The following is a 14316-nucleotide window of genomic DNA, read 5'->3' on the forward strand; positions in this document are numbered from 1 at the left end:
CCCGTATCAGAACATGTGTTTGATGCCGACCATCACGCCCGTTTGACCCATGCCCGCGCCCGGCGTGGTCCCGCTACCGCCGCCACTGACCGAATAGCGCGCCTTCGCACTATTCGCCAGATACGCAGCCTGCGCGTAGACCGACGAACGCTTGCTCAGCAGATAGGTGGTGCGTAACGTTCCCATCGTGGCGCGAGTATCGTGGTCGCTATTGATGATGCGAAACACTTCGCCATCGAGCAGGAATGCAGGCGTGACCATGTACGAAGCGCCGAGGAAGAACAGGTCCGAACGGATATTGGGTACGGCCGGCGACTGGGTCACTACGCGGCGTCCAATCCAGCCTGCGCCGATCTTCGCGCCTGCGTATTGCGCATAGGCGCTCAGTTGCGTACGGGCGTCCTTGTCCGCGGCGTTGATCAGAGGTGTCGGCGGGACACCGTCGAAGAAGTTGGCGGCTGCGGTCGCGCCGCCGCGTTGCTCCTCGTACGACGCGGCAGCGCCGAAATATTGCGAGTCGTACTTGAGCATTGCGGACCAGTCGCGGCATTCCGTGGCGTGGCCTGGAACGGAGCCGGTACAGGTTCCTTGTCCTGGCGAGTTGCCGGTACCCGCCGCGTCCCGTCCGAATGAATAACCCACGCCCAACGTAAAGCCTTTGTACGAGCCGAGATAGGTGATCGAGTTGTCGGTGCGCGCGTTGGGCACATAGGCATCCAGCGAGCCCATGCCGTAAATGTCCGGACCGATGATGTCGGCGCCCTGAATCGCGAGATAGGTCATCGTGTACTGACGGCCGAACGCGAGCGTCCCATACGGGCTCTTCACGCCGATGAACGCCTGGCGTCCAAACAGACGGCCGCCCTGTCCAGAACTGCCATCGCGCATGTTGAAGCCGCTTTCGAGTGTGAAGACAGCGCTGTAGCCGCCGCCTAGATCTTCGTTGCCACGCAGCCCCCAGCGCGACGGGAACTCTCCGGTAACGGACGGCATGCGAACGACACTGTCGCCGTTCGCGTTGGCGTGCGAGACATACTCGATCCCTGTGTCAACGATGCCGTACAACGTGACGCTCGATTGCGCCAGGGCTCCTGCGCTCATCGCGCAGAGCGCACCGAACATGAGGACGTGAGTCGACTTCAATTGCATGGTGATATCTCCGGACCTGTTGTTTGTTTTTTGTGTTGAACTGCGGTTGTGGATCTTGGGTACGACTCAGTCTTTCGCTCGGGCCGGCGCAGCGGCATGAACGCGGCAACCAATATCAGGTAGGCTGATACTATGGTCAAAATTAAGCGCGTCCTGAAAGACGCGCCCTTCCGTCCGTCGTGATAGTTCCGTATTTGATATCAGGCACCCTGACAACGCAAGCGCGAAGTATTCGGTAGATTCCCCAGGGTTCGGAGGCGCGGAATTGGCTGCTAGCGAAAAAGTGAACTGGCCGGTCGCGTCCGCCTTCGCTGTCATCGCCGCTGGCGTTACAGCTGCGGGGAGCGATTGCCCGCGTTGCCGGGTCCGCGACCGCCTACCAGCATCGCGACGCAAGTTTCGACTGCTTTCCCGTCGCCATCTGGGACGAAGCAGCCGAAGACGCCGTGAACGTCGGGCGTCATCGCAACATTCCAGCGACCCGATTCCCCTGCACGACCCTGTGTCCGAGTAAGCTTTAGTCCGTTGATAGGGGGTTTGCGATGCGTTCGCGCCCTGTCTTCCATCTCATAGACTTGGAGCGGGAATGCAGGATGCGGCAGGCACGCAGCGCCAGGATGGAAGTGAGGCGCAAGCTTGCGGGGAAATTCGGCACTGACAGGGCTATTTTTGCGGGCCGTTTCGTGGACGCTGGAGTTATACAAACAACACACGAATCGGCTTGGGCCCGGGTAGGGGGCAAACAGGATGTTGCCATGAGTAATTTGGCTAAAAGCGTCGCACGACTCGTCGTATCCGCTATTGCCGGGTTCTCGATGTACAGCGGCGCCGCCAGCGCGGCTTGCCCGGCATACGTGGAACTGTCTTCCGGCACCGTCTTCGATCTGGCGAAGCTGATTGCGGACAATGGGTCACCGTCGGCAGCGCTGGAAAAAGCTCGCGCCGATCTTGCGCAAGTGAACCGCGCCGGTGAGTGTTCGACGATCGAGCACACCCGTTATCACGCAGAGTGCGTGGAAATCGTCGAAGCGACCCAGAGAGCAGTAGCTGCTTTGGAACGTTGTTCACGGTAATTCGCCTCGACGCGTGATCCGGTCCGGCACCGGCATTCGACTACGCCAGGGTCGCGCGCACTACGCTTCTCTGGTGTCAAAGATCAGAAGATCTACACCTGCCTGCGCGAAGTTGCCGAGATCTGCCGCAGTCGCCTGTCCTGCGGGCGAGTCAAAGGCCGACTTGATGGCGTCGACCGAGTCGAAACGAAGCATGGCGACGAGATGGTAAGGCGAGTCGCCTTGCGCCAACACCACCGGCCCCGCACTGATCTCGTAACTTTTCAGGCCCGGCAAGGTCTTCGCCAGTGGCGCGTGGGTCGACGCGTAATAGTCATCGAACGCCTTGGTATCGATTGGTTTCTTGTAAAGCGCGACGAGCTGGGCCATGGTTGCGTCTCCTGTAAGTGGACCTTGAAAGGGTGGTTTGCTCCTCCAGCTGGGCGCAGATGTGTCACACCGCCTGCGGTCGAGCCGATGGACAGCTCGTTGAGTCTATGACACCTTCGCGAGAGTTCAAGCTCAGCAATCCTCATACCTCGGCGCAAGCTGCGACAAGGCCGAATTGGCGACAGCAGCGAGAACGTACACCCGCAGTGATGTCTTTCTTTTATCAGCGGCGACGGGGTGCTAGGGTTGGATATGAAACCAGACCAAACAGGTACGGTTCGCGGAGGCTCAATCATGTTGCGCATGAGCAAGCTTGCCGACCATGTCACGGTGACCGCGATCACCCTGGCACGCGATCCGGACACCGTGCAGAGTACTGGCCGACTCGCCGAAGCACTCGTATCCACTATTGGCTACGGCAGTCGCCAGACGGATCACGCTGTTTGACGCGATTGCAGCGATCAGGACAGCCGGCAAGCCGCTAAGCACACTTCCGGGATCGCCCCAAGCGCGCGATCCGGCCGCCGCAACGCTGAAAGCGGAGGTCTGCATGAGTTCAAGTGTATCGAGAATCGACGAGCTGATCCGGAGCGAATACCGCCACGGATTCGTGACCGATGTAAAGTCGGACACGTTGCCGCGCGGCGTGTCTGAAGATGTCATCCGCCTGATTTCAGCAAAGAAGAGTGAACCCGACTTCATGCTCGCCTGGCGCCTCTCGGCATACCGGCACTGGCTGACCATGAACGAGCCTCATTGGGCATCGGTTGAGCACCCACCTATCGACTATCAGGACATTGCGTATTATTCGGCGCCGATTGGTCCGAAGGATCGCCCGAAGAGTCTGCAGGATGTCGATCCGGAACTGCTGCGCACGTACGAGAAACTCGGCGTTCCGCTCGAAGAGCGCGAGATGCTCGCGGGCGTCGCGGTGGATGCGGTGTTCGATAGCGTGTCGGTCGCGACGACGTTTCGCGAAAAGCTTGGCGCGCTAGGCATCGTGTTCTGTCCGTTTTCGGAAGCGGTGCAGACTCATCCTGAACTGGTGCGGCAATACCTCGGCTCAGTGGTGCCGCATACCGACAACTTTTTCGCTGCGCTGAACTCCGCGGTCTTTAGCGACGGCTCGTTCTGCTATATCCCGCCGGGCGTGCGTTGCCCGATCGAACTTTCCACGTACTTCCGCATCAACGCGCAAAACACGGGACAGTTCGAGCGAACGCTGATCATCGCGGACAAGGGAGCCTACGTCAGTTACCTGGAGGGTTGTACCGCGCCGATGCGCGACGAGAACCAGTTGCATGCTGCCGTGGTGGAACTGGTCGCGCTGGAGGGTGCGCAAATCCGCTACTCGACGGTGCAGAACTGGTATCCGGGCGATGCGCACGGCCGCGGCGGCATCTATAACTTCGTGACCAAGCGTGGCGATTGCCGTGAAGCAGACTCGAAGATTTCGTGGACGCAGGTCGAAACAGGCTCCGCCATCACGTGGAAATACCCGAGCGTGATCCTGCAAGGCGACAACTCAGTCGGCGAATTCTATTCGGTGGCGCTCACCAACAATTATCAGCAGGCTGACACCGGCACGAAGATGACGCATCTGGGTCGCAATACGCGCAGCACGATCCTGTCGAAGGGCATTTCCGCCGGCCACGGCAGGAACGCCTATCGTGGGCTAGTGAAAATTGCCCGCTCGGCGGAGGACGCGCGTAACTACACGCAGTGCGATTCGCTGCTGCTCGGCGATCGATGCAGTGCACTCACGGTTCCGTATATCGAGGTGAAAAACCCCACCGCGAAGGTCGAGCACGAGGCATCGACGTCGCGCATCGACGAGGACCAGCTCTTCTACTGCCGACAGCGAGGCCTTTCGGAGGAAGAAGCGGTGTCGATGATCGTCAACGGCTTTTGCAGGGAGGTCCTCAAGGAGCTGCCCATGGAGTTCGCCGTCGAAGCACAAAAGCTGCTCGGCGTGAGTCTTGAAGGCAGCACGGGCTGACAGGGACAACGGTCATGCTAGAAATCAGCAAACTGAGCGTTGAAGTAGAAGGCAAGCCGATCCTGCGCGGGGTCGATCTGCGTGTGAACGCGGGCGAGGTGCACGCCATCATGGGGCCGAACGGTTCGGGCAAGAGCACGCTTGCCAACGTGCTGGCGGGCCATCAGCATTACCGCGTAACAGGTGGCAGCGTGCGGTATGCGGGCCGTGACCTGCTCTCGCTCGCGCCGGAGGAGCGTGCACGCGAAGGGCTTTTTCTCGCGTTTCAATACCCCGTGGAAATACCGGGTGTCAGCAACGTGTATCTGCTGAAGGCCGCGTTGAATGCACAGCGCACGCACCGCGGCGAAACCGAACTGGATGCAATGGAATTCCTGCAACTGGTGAAGGAGAAGATGGCGCTTATGCAGATGGACGAAAGCCTGCTGCATCGCGCGGTGAACGAAGGGTTTTCAGGGGGCGAGAAAAAGCGCAACGAGGTGCTGCAGATGGCGGTGCTGGAGCCGCGCCTCGGGATTCTCGACGAAACCGATTCGGGCCTCGATATCGATGCGCTGCAAGTGGTTGCGCGAGGCGTCAATCAGATGCGCCACCCGGACCGCGCAATCGTCCTGGTCACGCACTACCAGCGGCTGCTCGAATACGTGGTGCCTGATTGCGTGCACGTGCTTTCAAAGGGGCGTATTGCGAAATCCGGAACGCGCGAGCTGGCACTAGAACTGGAGCGCAAGGGTTATGGATGGCTCGGTGAGGATGCGCCGAACGGGCCGCATTCCGGCCCACCCGACCCGTACTGACACGAGGCGGTCATACGTGAGATCGCGAGGAGTAGACGTCAAATGAGTGAACCGACGCTCGAGTACCTCCATCAGGCTTTCCAGACCCTGTCGAGTACGCTGCCCGGCGCGGAACTTCCGTGGTTGCGCAGCGCGAGGCGCGAGGCGTTCGAAAAGTTCGAAGGGCTTGGCTTTCCCACCACTCGGCTCGAAGACTGGAAGTACACGAATGTGGCGACCATCGCTAAGCGGTCATGGCATTTCACGCCGCGGCCCAGCGACGACCTGGACGTCGAGCGCATCGTCGACGATCTCGTGCCCTACAGGACGGCGGGTCGGCTCGTGTTCGTCAACGGCCGCCATATGCCGAAGCTGTCGCGCATGCCGTCTTTGCCGCACGGCGCATTTGTCGGCAGTCTCACGCGGGCCATCCGGGAGATACCGGAGCGCCTGAAGGCCGTCATTGAGCACCAGGCACCGCACGATGGCTTCGCGGCCCTGAACACAGCGTTTCTGAGCGACGGTTACGTGGTCCTGTTGCCGCCGGACTGTGCGATCGATGGGCCGCTCGTCATGCTGTTCCTCACCGACGAGGCGGGTCTCGCGGTACATCCTTTCAACACGGTACTGGCGGATGATCGCTCGCGGTGCTCGATCGTCGAGCAGTTTGCCGGTTTCTCCGACGACGCGTATCTGGTCAATTCCGTCACCAGGATTGCGGCAGGCGACGAGGCCGACGTGCAGCATTGCCGCGTCCACCATGAAGCACGCAGCGCGTTCCATATTGCGCACGTCGATGCCTCGCAACAGCGTGCGAGCCGCTTCACGTCGCACTCGTTCGCACTCGGTGGCGCACTCTCTCGTACGCAGATCGACACACGGCTGCAGGCCGTGGATGCCCGCGCCGAGCTGAACGGGCTGTATGTCGCGACCGCGAGGCAGCATGTCGATCATCACACGCGCATCGATCACGAGAAACCGGCTGGATCGAGCCGAGAGCACTACCGCGGGGTGCTCGACGGTGCGTCACATGGCGTATTCAACGGCAACGTGATCGTGCATCGTCACGCGCAGCAGACCGACACGCATCAGTCGAACTTCAATCTTCTGTTGTCGCGCGATGCGCAGATCGACACGAAGCCGCAACTGGAGATCCACGCCGACGACGTCAAGTGCACGCATGGCGCAACCGTAGGCCAGCTTGACGAGAACCAGCTGTTCTATCTGCGCTCACGCGGCATCGACGAACGGGTTGCGCGGGCTTTGCTGATCTGGGCGTTTGCGCGCAGCAGTGTGGAGCACGTGAGCATCGAGGCGGTGCGCCACAAACTGACGCAAATGCTGCTCGCGCGCACGCCGGAAGGCGAGCGCATTCGGGGACTGGTATGAAACCGATCGAACCTGTGATGATCCCGGACGACGATACGGTGGCGCGTTGGCGAAGCGACTTCCCGATTCTTCGCGAGCTGATACACGGCAACCCACTGGTGTATCTCGACAACGGCGCGACGACCCAGAAGCCTTCGGCCGTGATCGACGCGCAGCGCGATTATTACGAGCATACGAATGCGAACGTACATCGCGGCGTGCACGAGTTGTCGCAGCGCGCCACGAACGCGTACGAAGCTGCGCGCGAACGGATTGCGCGCTTCATCAATGCGGCGCGCGCGGAGGAAATCGTCTACGTGCGCGGCACGACGGAGGCGATCAACCTGGTTGCGCAGAGTTATGTGCGTCCTCTCGCGAAGCCCGGCGACGAGATCCTGATCAGCGCGATGGAACATCACTCGAACATCGTGCCGTGGCAACTCGTATGCGAGCAGACGGGCGCGGTGTTGAAGGTCGTGCCGATCGATGACAGCGGCGCGCTCGATGTCGATGCCTACCGACAGATGATCGGCGAGCGTACGCGTATCGTGGCGATCACGCATGTATCGAACGCGCTCGGTACGATCAACCCGGTCGCGCGGATGATCGAGGTCGCGCACGCGCGCGACGTGCCCGTGCTGATCGACGGCGCGCAGGCGGTTGCACATCTGCGTGTCGACGTGCGTGCGCTCGATTGCGATTTCTATGCGTTCTCCGGGCACAAGGCGTATGGACCGACGGGAATCGGCGTGCTATACGCCAAGGCGGACAGACTGGAAGCGATGGGACCGTGGCAGGGCGGTGGCGATATGATCCGCTCGGTGACGTTCGACAAGACCATCTACAACGCCATTCCCTGGAAGTTCGAGGCGGGCACACCGGACATTTGCGGTGCGATCGCGCTCGCGGTGGCGCTCGACTATGTGAGTGCAATCGGCGCCGAAACGATCGGCGCACATGAGGCCGGGCTGCTCGCGTATGCGACCGATGCAATGCGTGCGGTGCCACATCTGCGGCTGATCGGCACCGCAGCCGAAAAGGCAGCCATTCTGTCGTTCGTGCTCGACCACGTGCATGCACACGACGTCGGTACGATTCTCGATCAGCACGGCGTCGCGGTGCGCGCCGGCCATCATTGCGCGATGCCCGTCATGGAGCGCTTCGGCGTGCCGGCAACCGTGCGCGCGTCGTTCGCGTTGTACAACACGCGGGCCGACGTGGAGGCACTCGTCAAGGCAATGGCGCACGTGCAGGAGGTATTTGGGCAATGAGCAGTCTGCGCGACCTGTATCAGGAAGTGATTTTCGACCACTACCGGAGACCGAGAAACCGTCGGCGGCTGCCGGATGCGAATCACAAGGCGGAGGGCTATAACCCCTTGTGCGGAGACCGCATCACGTTGTATCTGCGCATCGAGGATGGCGTCGTGACGGACGTTGGGTTCGATGGGGTAGGTTGTGCGATTGCTATTGCCTCGGCCTCGCTGATGACCGAAGCGCTTAAGGGGCGCACGGAATCGGAAATGGAGGCGCTCTTCGGGGCGTTTCACGACATGATGATGACGGCGCCGCCAGCGGGCGCGTCTTCGCAACTCGGCAAGCTCGCCGTGTTCTCGGGTGTACGCGAATTCCCGGCGCGCGTGAAGTGCGCGACGCTCGCATGGCACACGCTCCATGCGGCGCTGCATGACGAGTGCGGCACCATCTCGACGGAATGATGTGTTGGAGGAAACGAGGTGAACACGATGAGCGCATTCGACTGGCTGAAACGGGAAGACGGGCCGGAGCCCAGTGACCCAGACCTGCGCTCGCGCGTGATCGACGCGCTGCGTACGGTGTTCGACCCGGAAATTCCGGTGAACATCTACGATCTGGGGCTGGTGTACGGTCTGGACGTCGACGGCGGTACGGGCAGCGTGTCCATTCGCATGACGCTAACGGCGCCGGGCTGTCCGGTCTCGCAGAGCTTTCCGGCGACGATCGAAGATGTCGTCTATTCGGTGGCAGGCGTCAATACGGTACGGGTCGAGCTGGTGTGGGAACCGCCGTGGACGAAAGAGCGGATGTCGGAAGCCGCCCGTCTGCAATTGGGGATGCTTTGACATGGCAGACTGGGTCGATGTCGCGGCGATGACGGATTTCCCGCCTGGTTCGGTGCGCAGCGTAGACGTGGATGGCACACAGGTTGCGGTGTTCAATCTCGATGGCGTCTGCTACGCGATCGAAGATTGCTGTCCGCACGACGGCGGCATCCTGACTGGCGGTGCCGTCGAGGATGACGAAGTGGTGTGTCCTCGCCATGGCGCCCGTTTTTGTATCAGGACCGGCAAGGTGCTGGCTCCGCCGGCCTACGAAGACGTCGCGGTGTTTCCGGTGCGCATCGAGGCTGGTGTGCTACAGGTGCGCGACGCGCGCGACGACGACAGTGCTTCGTGAACGAGACTTTCTCCCGGGAGACTCTATGAAAACCGATCACGTTACCAAGTACCGCGGTTTGCTGATCCGATCAGTCGTCACTCCCGGGCCCAGCGATCGCTATCGGGCGTCAGCCATCGTGACCGACCAGACAGGCGAAACGCGGACGCTGGGCGTCGACGGCGATTTCGCGGAGCCGAACGACGCTCACGTCCAGGCGACGGAACTCGCGATCGCATGGATCGACGGGCGCCACGTTGTATCCGATCACTACGTACGCCGGGGATAGATCAGCCGACGCCGGCACCCGTCGAATGGCTGGCTGTTGAATGCCCGGCACGTATAGCCGCTTTAGCGCTCCGGTTCGCAAGGCGTGGAAATCGCCCCCAGCGTTGAAGAAATTTCGTCGTCGGAGCGCGTGGCAAGGATCGACGACCGGAATCCGGCGGACTTGCGCGTCCGCCATCCTGTCCTTGACGGCCTGGACGTCGTCGTCTTTGTAGCAGCAGCCCGGTTCGCCACTGACGATCCCTTCTATCGTTTCTTCGGGCGACGCTCCTGGCGATACCGCACGCGTCACGATATCCCGATCAGTCAGCATGCCCACCACCTCCCCGTCCTCGCAAACGGGTAGCAATCACCGTACCCCTCGACGCAGTAGCCGGGAACGTGACGTGCTAACCCATCATGACGTGACATTTTTGACCAGACGGGTGGACTCGTGAGCAATGAAGCCAAAAGCGCTGCATATCCCTACGCATCGGGTGGATGGGGTTCCGTCAAGGCGGTCGCGACGATCCTGCTTCGGGAAAAAGCGCCGCTGAAAGATAGCCAGGTTCTGATGCATCAGAACAAGCCCGACGGTTTCATGTGCGTCAGCTGCTCGTGGGCGAAGCCCGCCGATCCGCATACCTTCGAGTTCTGTGAAAGCGGCGCGAAAGCCACCGCGTGGGATCTGACGGCCAAACGCGTAACGCCGGATTTCTTCGAGGTCCACACTGTCAGCGAGCTTGCGAAGTGGCATGACCACGATCTCGAGGAAGCGGGGCGGCTGACCCAGCCGCTGCGCTACGACCCGGCTACCGACCGCTACGTGCCGGTGTCGTGGCAGCAGGCATTCGAGGAGATCGGCGCCGAGCTGCGCACGCTCGACCCGGCCAGCGTGGTGTTCTACACGTCGGGCCGCGCATCGCTGGAAACCTCGTACATGTTGCAGCTTTTCGCGCGCATGTACGGCACCAACAATCTGCCCGACAGCTCGAACATGTGCCACGAGAGCACCAGCGTCGGGCTCAAGGAAGCGATCGGCGTGGGCGTCGGCACAGTCTCGCTCGACGACTTCGAGAAGACCGACCTGATGTTCTTCTTCGGCCAGAACGTCGGTACGAATAGCCCGCGCATGCTGCATCAGTTGCAGGACGCGCGCAAACGCGGCGTGCCGATCATCACCTTCAATCCTTTGCGCGAGCCGGGGCTGCTGCATTTCGCAAATCCGCAGTCGCCGGTCGACATGCTCACACCCGCCGATACGCAGATCAGCACCCAATACCATCAGGTGAAGACGGGGGGCGATACCGCCGCGATCCTCGGGATCTGCAAACTTGTGATCGAAGCGGACGATCGTGCGGTCAGTACGGGCGGCGCGCGCGTCGTCGACGTCGATTTCATCCGCGAGCATACGAACGGCTACGAGGGGTTCGCGCAGTACGCGCGCGCGGCGAGCTGGGACGACATCGAGCGCGTGAGCGGCCTGCCGCGCGCCGCGCTCGAAGCGGCCGCCGACGAATACATGAAGGCGAACGCGGTGATGATCCACTATGGGATGGGTCTCACGCAGCATCGGATGGGTGTGCAGAACGTGCGCATGCTGTGCAATCTGCTGCTGCTGCGCGGCAATGTCGGCAAGCCCGGCGCGGGGCCGTCGCCGGTGCGCGGTCATTCGAACGTGCAGGGTCAGCGCACGGTCGGCATCACCGAAAAGCCGGAACTCGCGCCGCTCGATCAGCTCGCCAAACAGTTTTCGTTCGCGCCGCCGCGCGAGAAAGGCATGAACATCGTCGAGGCCTTCGAGGCGATGCTCGATGGCAAGGTCAACGCGATGATCAACCTCGGCGGCAACCTCGTGCGCTCGGTGCCCGACCGGGTGCGCACCGAACCTGCGTGGGCCGCGCTCGGGCTGACGGTCAATGTGGCGACCAAGCTCAATCGCAGCCACCTGGTGCACGGCCAGCGCTCGTACCTGCTGCCGTGTCTGAGCCGCATCGAGATCGACCGGCAGGCGGGCGGCGCGCAAGCGGTGTCGATGGAAGACAGCACGGCGCACTTTCATGGCTCGCATGGCATGGTCGAACCGGCCGCGCCGACGATCCGCTCGGAGCCGTTCATCGTCGCGGGCATCGCTAAGGCGACGCTCGGCGAGCGCTCGAGCGTCGACTGGGATGCATGGCGCGACGACTATTCGCGCGTACGGCTGGAAATGGCGAAGACGTGGCCCGAGATGTTCGCTGATTTCGAGGCGCGCATGTGGACACCTGGCGGCGTGATACGGCCGCTGCCCGCGCGCGAGCGCAAGTGGAAGACCAGGAGCGGCAAGGCCGAATTCATGGTGCCGACTTCGATCGGCGAAGATCCGGACATGCCCGAGCGTGAGCCCGATTCGCTGCGCTTGATGACCCTGCGCAGCGACAGCCAGTTCAACACGACCATTTATGGCCTCGACGACCGCTTCAGAGGCATCAAGGGTTCGCGCATGGTGATCCTGATGAATCCCGCCGACATGGAGAAGCGCGGGCTCGCCCACGGCGACCGCATCGGCCTCGAGACGATCGCGGACGATGGCGTCGAGCGCCGTGTCGAGGGGCTGAGCGTCGTTCCGTTCGACGTGCCGCAGGGATGCATCGGCGGCTATTACCCGGAATGCAATCCGCTGCTGCCGCTTTGGCACTACGCGAAGGAGAGCAAGGTGCCGGGTGCGAAGTCGATTCCGGTGCGCGTGCTGGCGGCCACTCGATGATTCAGCGCTGACACAAAAAGGCCGGCATCGTTACCTGTGCCGGCCGCTGAATTACACCCGGGCAGCGCGTGAAGGGCATGATAAGCGCGTGCCCACCTTTATGATAGTCGCGCCCGCGGCGCACAGACAGACGCACCGCGTGTTGATAACTCATGAGTTGCGGACGGGTGTGGGGCCGACCGGGTGTCCGTTACCCGATACTTAAGGACATAGCACGGCGCGACATACTGTTCGTATACTGCGACGTCCCCTACGGATTCGGGGACAGCGTTTCTCTAGAAGCGCTTAATGGCGATCACGCCGCAATGCCGGGTGATCGCCTTTTTTCACGGAGCACCGCTCGAAGGAGGCTTACGCGTCGAATGTGAAGGTAAACAACCCGAAGGTTGGGGGAGACGATGACAGAACGTATTGAAGATGTGCTGGCGGAGATGATCAACGTAAGCACCGAGATCAGGGTGCGAACATCCGCGCTGGCCAAAATGGAAGGAAGCCTCGCGCGGAGCGACGAGCCCCTGCTGCGCGATGCGCTCGACACGACTCGCCGGGAGCTGTCGCTGCTAAATCAGCTCAAGGGCGAGCTCATAGGCCGCTTGCTGGCACTCGAAAGCGGCGCTCGGGACAGAGCGGCAACCAATCGCCCGATGCCGATCCCATGACGCAGATGCGCCGCATTGGCGTCCCTGGCCGAATGCGGTGCTCGCGGGTCTGCGGCATGCTCACTGACAGGCATATCGAACGAAACCTGAAGGAGCAGACCATGAGCGCAACGCAGCCTTCCGTGCAACAGACGCCCGCCAATGACGACGACACGGACCTGCCGAACATGCCGGGCGAACCGGAGCCGCCAACCACCGAAGACCTCCCCGATCTGCCCGAGCCGCAGGAAGTGGGCGAGGACGGTTGACGCGCGCAGCCGCGGCCTTTACCGCGGCGCATGCCTCACGACCCACATCTCATCCTCTGCAGCGAGCGGGCGTGGAGCGCCTGCTCGCAGTGCGACGGGGCGTCCGTGCGCTCCGCCATCGGAGTGACCATGAACGATCTTCGAACTGTCGATATCTACCGGTACGACCCCGACGCCGACGAACGTCCGCGGCTGCAGCAATACGAGGTCGAACTGGGGCACGGCGAACGCATGCTGCTCGACGTGCTCGGCGCGATCAAGGTGATGGACGAGTCGCTGGCTTATCGCCGCTCTTGCCGCGAGGGCATCTGCGGCTCGGACGCGATGAACATCAACGGCAAGAACGGGCTAGCATGTCTGACCAACATGCAGGAACTGCCGAAGCACATCGTGCTGCGGCCATTGCCGGGCTTGCCGGTGATCCGCGATCTGATCGTCGACATGACGCCGTTTTTCAATCAATACCATTCGATCAAGCCGTGGCTCGTCAACGACGATCCGCCACCCGAGCGCGAACGCCCGCAGTCACCGGAGGAACGCGACCAGCTCGATGGGCTGTACGAATGCATTCTGTGCGCGTGCTGTTCGTCGTCGTGCCCGAGCTTCTGGTGGAACCCGGACAAATTCGTCGGTCCCGCGGGTCTGTTGCAGGCCTTCCGGTTCATCGCGGATTCGCGCGACAAGGACACGGCCGCGCGACTGACGAATCTCGAAGACGCCTACCGGCTGTTTCGTTGCCGCACCATCATGAACTGCGTGGACGTGTGCCCGAAGGGGCTCAATCCGGCGCGCGCGATCGGCGAAATACGCACGATGCTCACGCGTCGCACGGTGTGATCTCGAGACGGCATGGCGCTTGCTGTTTTACTGCGCTACGAGGCTGCCAAGGAACCGCAATGACCCCCCAGGACTGTATCGACGCGCTCGACCATTGCGCGAGCGCCTGCACCCGGTGTTACTCCGCGTGCATCGCGGAGCGGCATATCGATGAAATGGAAAAATGCATCCGGCTCGACATGGATTGCGCGGCGCTGTGCCGCTTGACGTCGGAGGCCCTCGCGCGCGACACGCAGTTCATGCAAGATTTCTGCGACTTCTGCGCGCGCCTGTGCGACGTCTGCGCCGACGAATGCGCGCGTCATCCGGCGCAGCATTGCCAGGATTGCAGCGATGCGTGTCGCCGGGGCGCGGAAGCGTGTCGCGCGCTATGACGGAACGCGGGTCCGGGCGTGACCCGCGATATGCAAC

At 62.0% G+C, this 14316-nt stretch carries 17 protein-coding genes; 14 read left to right on the forward strand and 3 right to left on the reverse strand.

The window, feature by feature from the left end; all coding sequences use genetic code 11:
• Window positions 1-6: 6 nt before the first annotated feature.
• A complete protein-coding gene (locus tag VSR82_RS31890) occupies window positions 7-1149 on the reverse strand; it encodes a porin (protein WP_429462826.1) in 1143 nt (380 codons plus the stop codon).
• A 755-nt stretch (window positions 1150-1904) separates the two neighbouring features.
• Between VSR82_RS31890 and VSR82_RS31895 the strand changes: the two genes are divergently transcribed.
• On the forward strand, window positions 1905-2222 hold the full coding sequence (locus VSR82_RS31895; RefSeq protein ID WP_429462825.1) for a hypothetical protein: 318 nt from the start codon (window positions 1905-1907) through the stop codon (window positions 2220-2222).
• A 60-nt stretch (window positions 2223-2282) separates the two neighbouring features.
• Here VSR82_RS31895 and VSR82_RS31900 read toward each other — a convergent pair whose 3' ends face one another.
• Complete coding sequence (locus tag VSR82_RS31900; RefSeq protein WP_368585749.1) at window positions 2283-2591, reverse strand: EthD family reductase; 309 nt, start codon at window positions 2589-2591, stop codon at window positions 2283-2285.
• 294 nt (window positions 2592-2885) lie between these two features.
• On the opposite strand from VSR82_RS31900, the gene VSR82_RS31905 reads away from it, so the two are divergent.
• From VSR82_RS31905 to VSR82_RS31940, 8 genes are all read left to right on the forward strand, one after another.
• Window positions 2886-3038: a hypothetical protein gene (locus tag VSR82_RS31905; RefSeq protein ID WP_368585748.1), complete on the forward strand. Its 153-nt coding sequence runs from the start codon at window positions 2886-2888 to the stop codon at window positions 3036-3038.
• A gap of 103 nt (window positions 3039-3141) precedes the next feature.
• Window positions 3142-4590 (forward strand): Fe-S cluster assembly protein SufB, encoded by a 1449-nt coding sequence (sufB, locus tag VSR82_RS31910; protein WP_368585747.1) that lies wholly within the window; start codon window positions 3142-3144, stop codon window positions 4588-4590.
• A 14-nt stretch (window positions 4591-4604) separates the two neighbouring features.
• Window positions 4605-5387: a Fe-S cluster assembly ATPase SufC gene (gene sufC / locus VSR82_RS31915; protein WP_429462824.1), complete on the forward strand. Its 783-nt coding sequence runs from the start codon at window positions 4605-4607 to the stop codon at window positions 5385-5387.
• 42 nt (window positions 5388-5429) lie between these two features.
• Window positions 5430-6755 (forward strand): Fe-S cluster assembly protein SufD, encoded by a 1326-nt coding sequence (gene sufD / locus VSR82_RS31920; protein WP_429462823.1) that lies wholly within the window; start codon window positions 5430-5432, stop codon window positions 6753-6755.
• Complete coding sequence (locus VSR82_RS31925) at window positions 6752-8005, forward strand: SufS family cysteine desulfurase (protein WP_498858374.1); 1254 nt, start codon at window positions 6752-6754, stop codon at window positions 8003-8005. Before sufD ends, VSR82_RS31925 begins: the two co-directional genes overlap by 4 nt.
• A complete protein-coding gene (sufU, locus tag VSR82_RS31930) occupies window positions 8002-8451 on the forward strand; it encodes a Fe-S cluster assembly sulfur transfer protein SufU (RefSeq protein ID WP_429462821.1) in 450 nt (149 codons plus the stop codon). The genes VSR82_RS31925 and sufU overlap by 4 nt, the downstream gene beginning before the upstream one ends.
• 27 nt (window positions 8452-8478) lie before the next feature.
• The gene (locus VSR82_RS31935; RefSeq protein WP_429462820.1) at window positions 8479-8835 is read left to right on the forward strand and encodes an SUF system Fe-S cluster assembly protein; all 357 of its coding nucleotides are present in this window, start codon (window positions 8479-8481) and stop codon (window positions 8833-8835) included.
• A 1-nt stretch (window position 8836) separates the two neighbouring features.
• Entirely contained in the window at window positions 8837-9169 is a 333-nt protein-coding gene (locus VSR82_RS31940; protein WP_429462819.1) for a Rieske (2Fe-2S) protein, read from the forward strand.
• 109 nt (window positions 9170-9278) lie between these two features.
• Here the strand turns inward: VSR82_RS31940 and VSR82_RS31945 are convergent, their stop codons facing one another.
• Window positions 9279-9755 carry a CBS domain-containing protein gene (locus tag VSR82_RS31945; RefSeq protein WP_498858375.1) on the reverse strand — a complete coding sequence of 159 codons (477 nt, stop codon included), beginning with the start codon at window positions 9753-9755 and terminating at the stop codon, window positions 9279-9281.
• A gap of 114 nt (window positions 9756-9869) precedes the next feature.
• Here VSR82_RS31945 and VSR82_RS31950 point away from each other — a divergent pair, with 114 nt between their 5' ends.
• From VSR82_RS31950 to VSR82_RS31970, 5 genes are all read left to right on the forward strand, one after another.
• On the forward strand, window positions 9870-12161 hold the full coding sequence (locus tag VSR82_RS31950) for an FdhF/YdeP family oxidoreductase (RefSeq protein ID WP_498858376.1): 2292 nt from the start codon (window positions 9870-9872) through the stop codon (window positions 12159-12161).
• Window positions 12162-12559: 398 nt separating this feature from the next.
• On the forward strand, window positions 12560-12820 hold the full coding sequence (locus tag VSR82_RS31955; RefSeq protein ID WP_368585738.1) for a hypothetical protein: 261 nt from the start codon (window positions 12560-12562) through the stop codon (window positions 12818-12820).
• Between the two features lie 101 nt (window positions 12821-12921).
• Window positions 12922-13068 (forward strand): hypothetical protein, encoded by a 147-nt coding sequence (locus VSR82_RS31960; RefSeq protein WP_368585737.1) that lies wholly within the window; start codon window positions 12922-12924, stop codon window positions 13066-13068.
• A 129-nt stretch (window positions 13069-13197) separates the two neighbouring features.
• Complete coding sequence (locus tag VSR82_RS31965; protein WP_368585736.1) at window positions 13198-13905, forward strand: succinate dehydrogenase/fumarate reductase iron-sulfur subunit; 708 nt, start codon at window positions 13198-13200, stop codon at window positions 13903-13905.
• A gap of 59 nt (window positions 13906-13964) precedes the next feature.
• A complete protein-coding gene (locus VSR82_RS31970) occupies window positions 13965-14279 on the forward strand; it encodes a four-helix bundle copper-binding protein (protein WP_368585735.1) in 315 nt (104 codons plus the stop codon).
• Window positions 14280-14316 lie beyond the last annotated feature (37 nt).

Source organism: Burkholderia sp. JPY481, from assembly GCF_038900515.1.
Lineage (GTDB): Bacteria > Pseudomonadota > Gammaproteobacteria > Burkholderiales > Burkholderiaceae > Paraburkholderia > Paraburkholderia youngii.

What these genes read in the sequence shown, in the direction of transcription:
- VSR82_RS31890 (WP_429462826.1), bottom strand. Translation starts at nt 1,149, where the DNA reads ATGCAATTGAAGTCGACTCACGTCCTCATGTTCGGTGCGCTCTGCGCG.
- VSR82_RS31895 (WP_429462825.1), top strand. Translation starts at nt 1,905, where the DNA reads ATGAGTAATTTGGCTAAAAGCGTCGCACGACTCGTCGTATCCGCTATT.
- VSR82_RS31900 (WP_368585749.1), bottom strand. Translation starts at nt 2,591, where the DNA reads ATGGCCCAGCTCGTCGCGCTTTACAAGAAACCAATCGATACCAAGGCG.
- VSR82_RS31905 (WP_368585748.1), top strand. Translation starts at nt 2,886, where the DNA reads ATGTTGCGCATGAGCAAGCTTGCCGACCATGTCACGGTGACCGCGATC.
- sufB (WP_368585747.1), top strand. Translation starts at nt 3,142, where the DNA reads ATGAGTTCAAGTGTATCGAGAATCGACGAGCTGATCCGGAGCGAATAC.
- sufC (WP_429462824.1), top strand. Translation starts at nt 4,605, where the DNA reads ATGCTAGAAATCAGCAAACTGAGCGTTGAAGTAGAAGGCAAGCCGATC.
- sufD (WP_429462823.1), top strand. Translation starts at nt 5,430, where the DNA reads ATGAGTGAACCGACGCTCGAGTACCTCCATCAGGCTTTCCAGACCCTG.
- VSR82_RS31925 (WP_498858374.1), top strand. Translation starts at nt 6,752, where the DNA reads ATGAAACCGATCGAACCTGTGATGATCCCGGACGACGATACGGTGGCG.
- sufU (WP_429462821.1), top strand. Translation starts at nt 8,002, where the DNA reads ATGAGCAGTCTGCGCGACCTGTATCAGGAAGTGATTTTCGACCACTAC.
- VSR82_RS31935 (WP_429462820.1), top strand. Translation starts at nt 8,479, where the DNA reads ATGAGCGCATTCGACTGGCTGAAACGGGAAGACGGGCCGGAGCCCAGT.
- VSR82_RS31940 (WP_429462819.1), top strand. Translation starts at nt 8,837, where the DNA reads ATGGCAGACTGGGTCGATGTCGCGGCGATGACGGATTTCCCGCCTGGT.
- VSR82_RS31955 (WP_368585738.1), top strand. Translation starts at nt 12,560, where the DNA reads ATGACAGAACGTATTGAAGATGTGCTGGCGGAGATGATCAACGTAAGC.
- VSR82_RS31960 (WP_368585737.1), top strand. Translation starts at nt 12,922, where the DNA reads ATGAGCGCAACGCAGCCTTCCGTGCAACAGACGCCCGCCAATGACGAC.
- VSR82_RS31965 (WP_368585736.1), top strand. Translation starts at nt 13,198, where the DNA reads ATGAACGATCTTCGAACTGTCGATATCTACCGGTACGACCCCGACGCC.
- VSR82_RS31970 (WP_368585735.1), top strand. Translation starts at nt 13,965, where the DNA reads ATGACCCCCCAGGACTGTATCGACGCGCTCGACCATTGCGCGAGCGCC.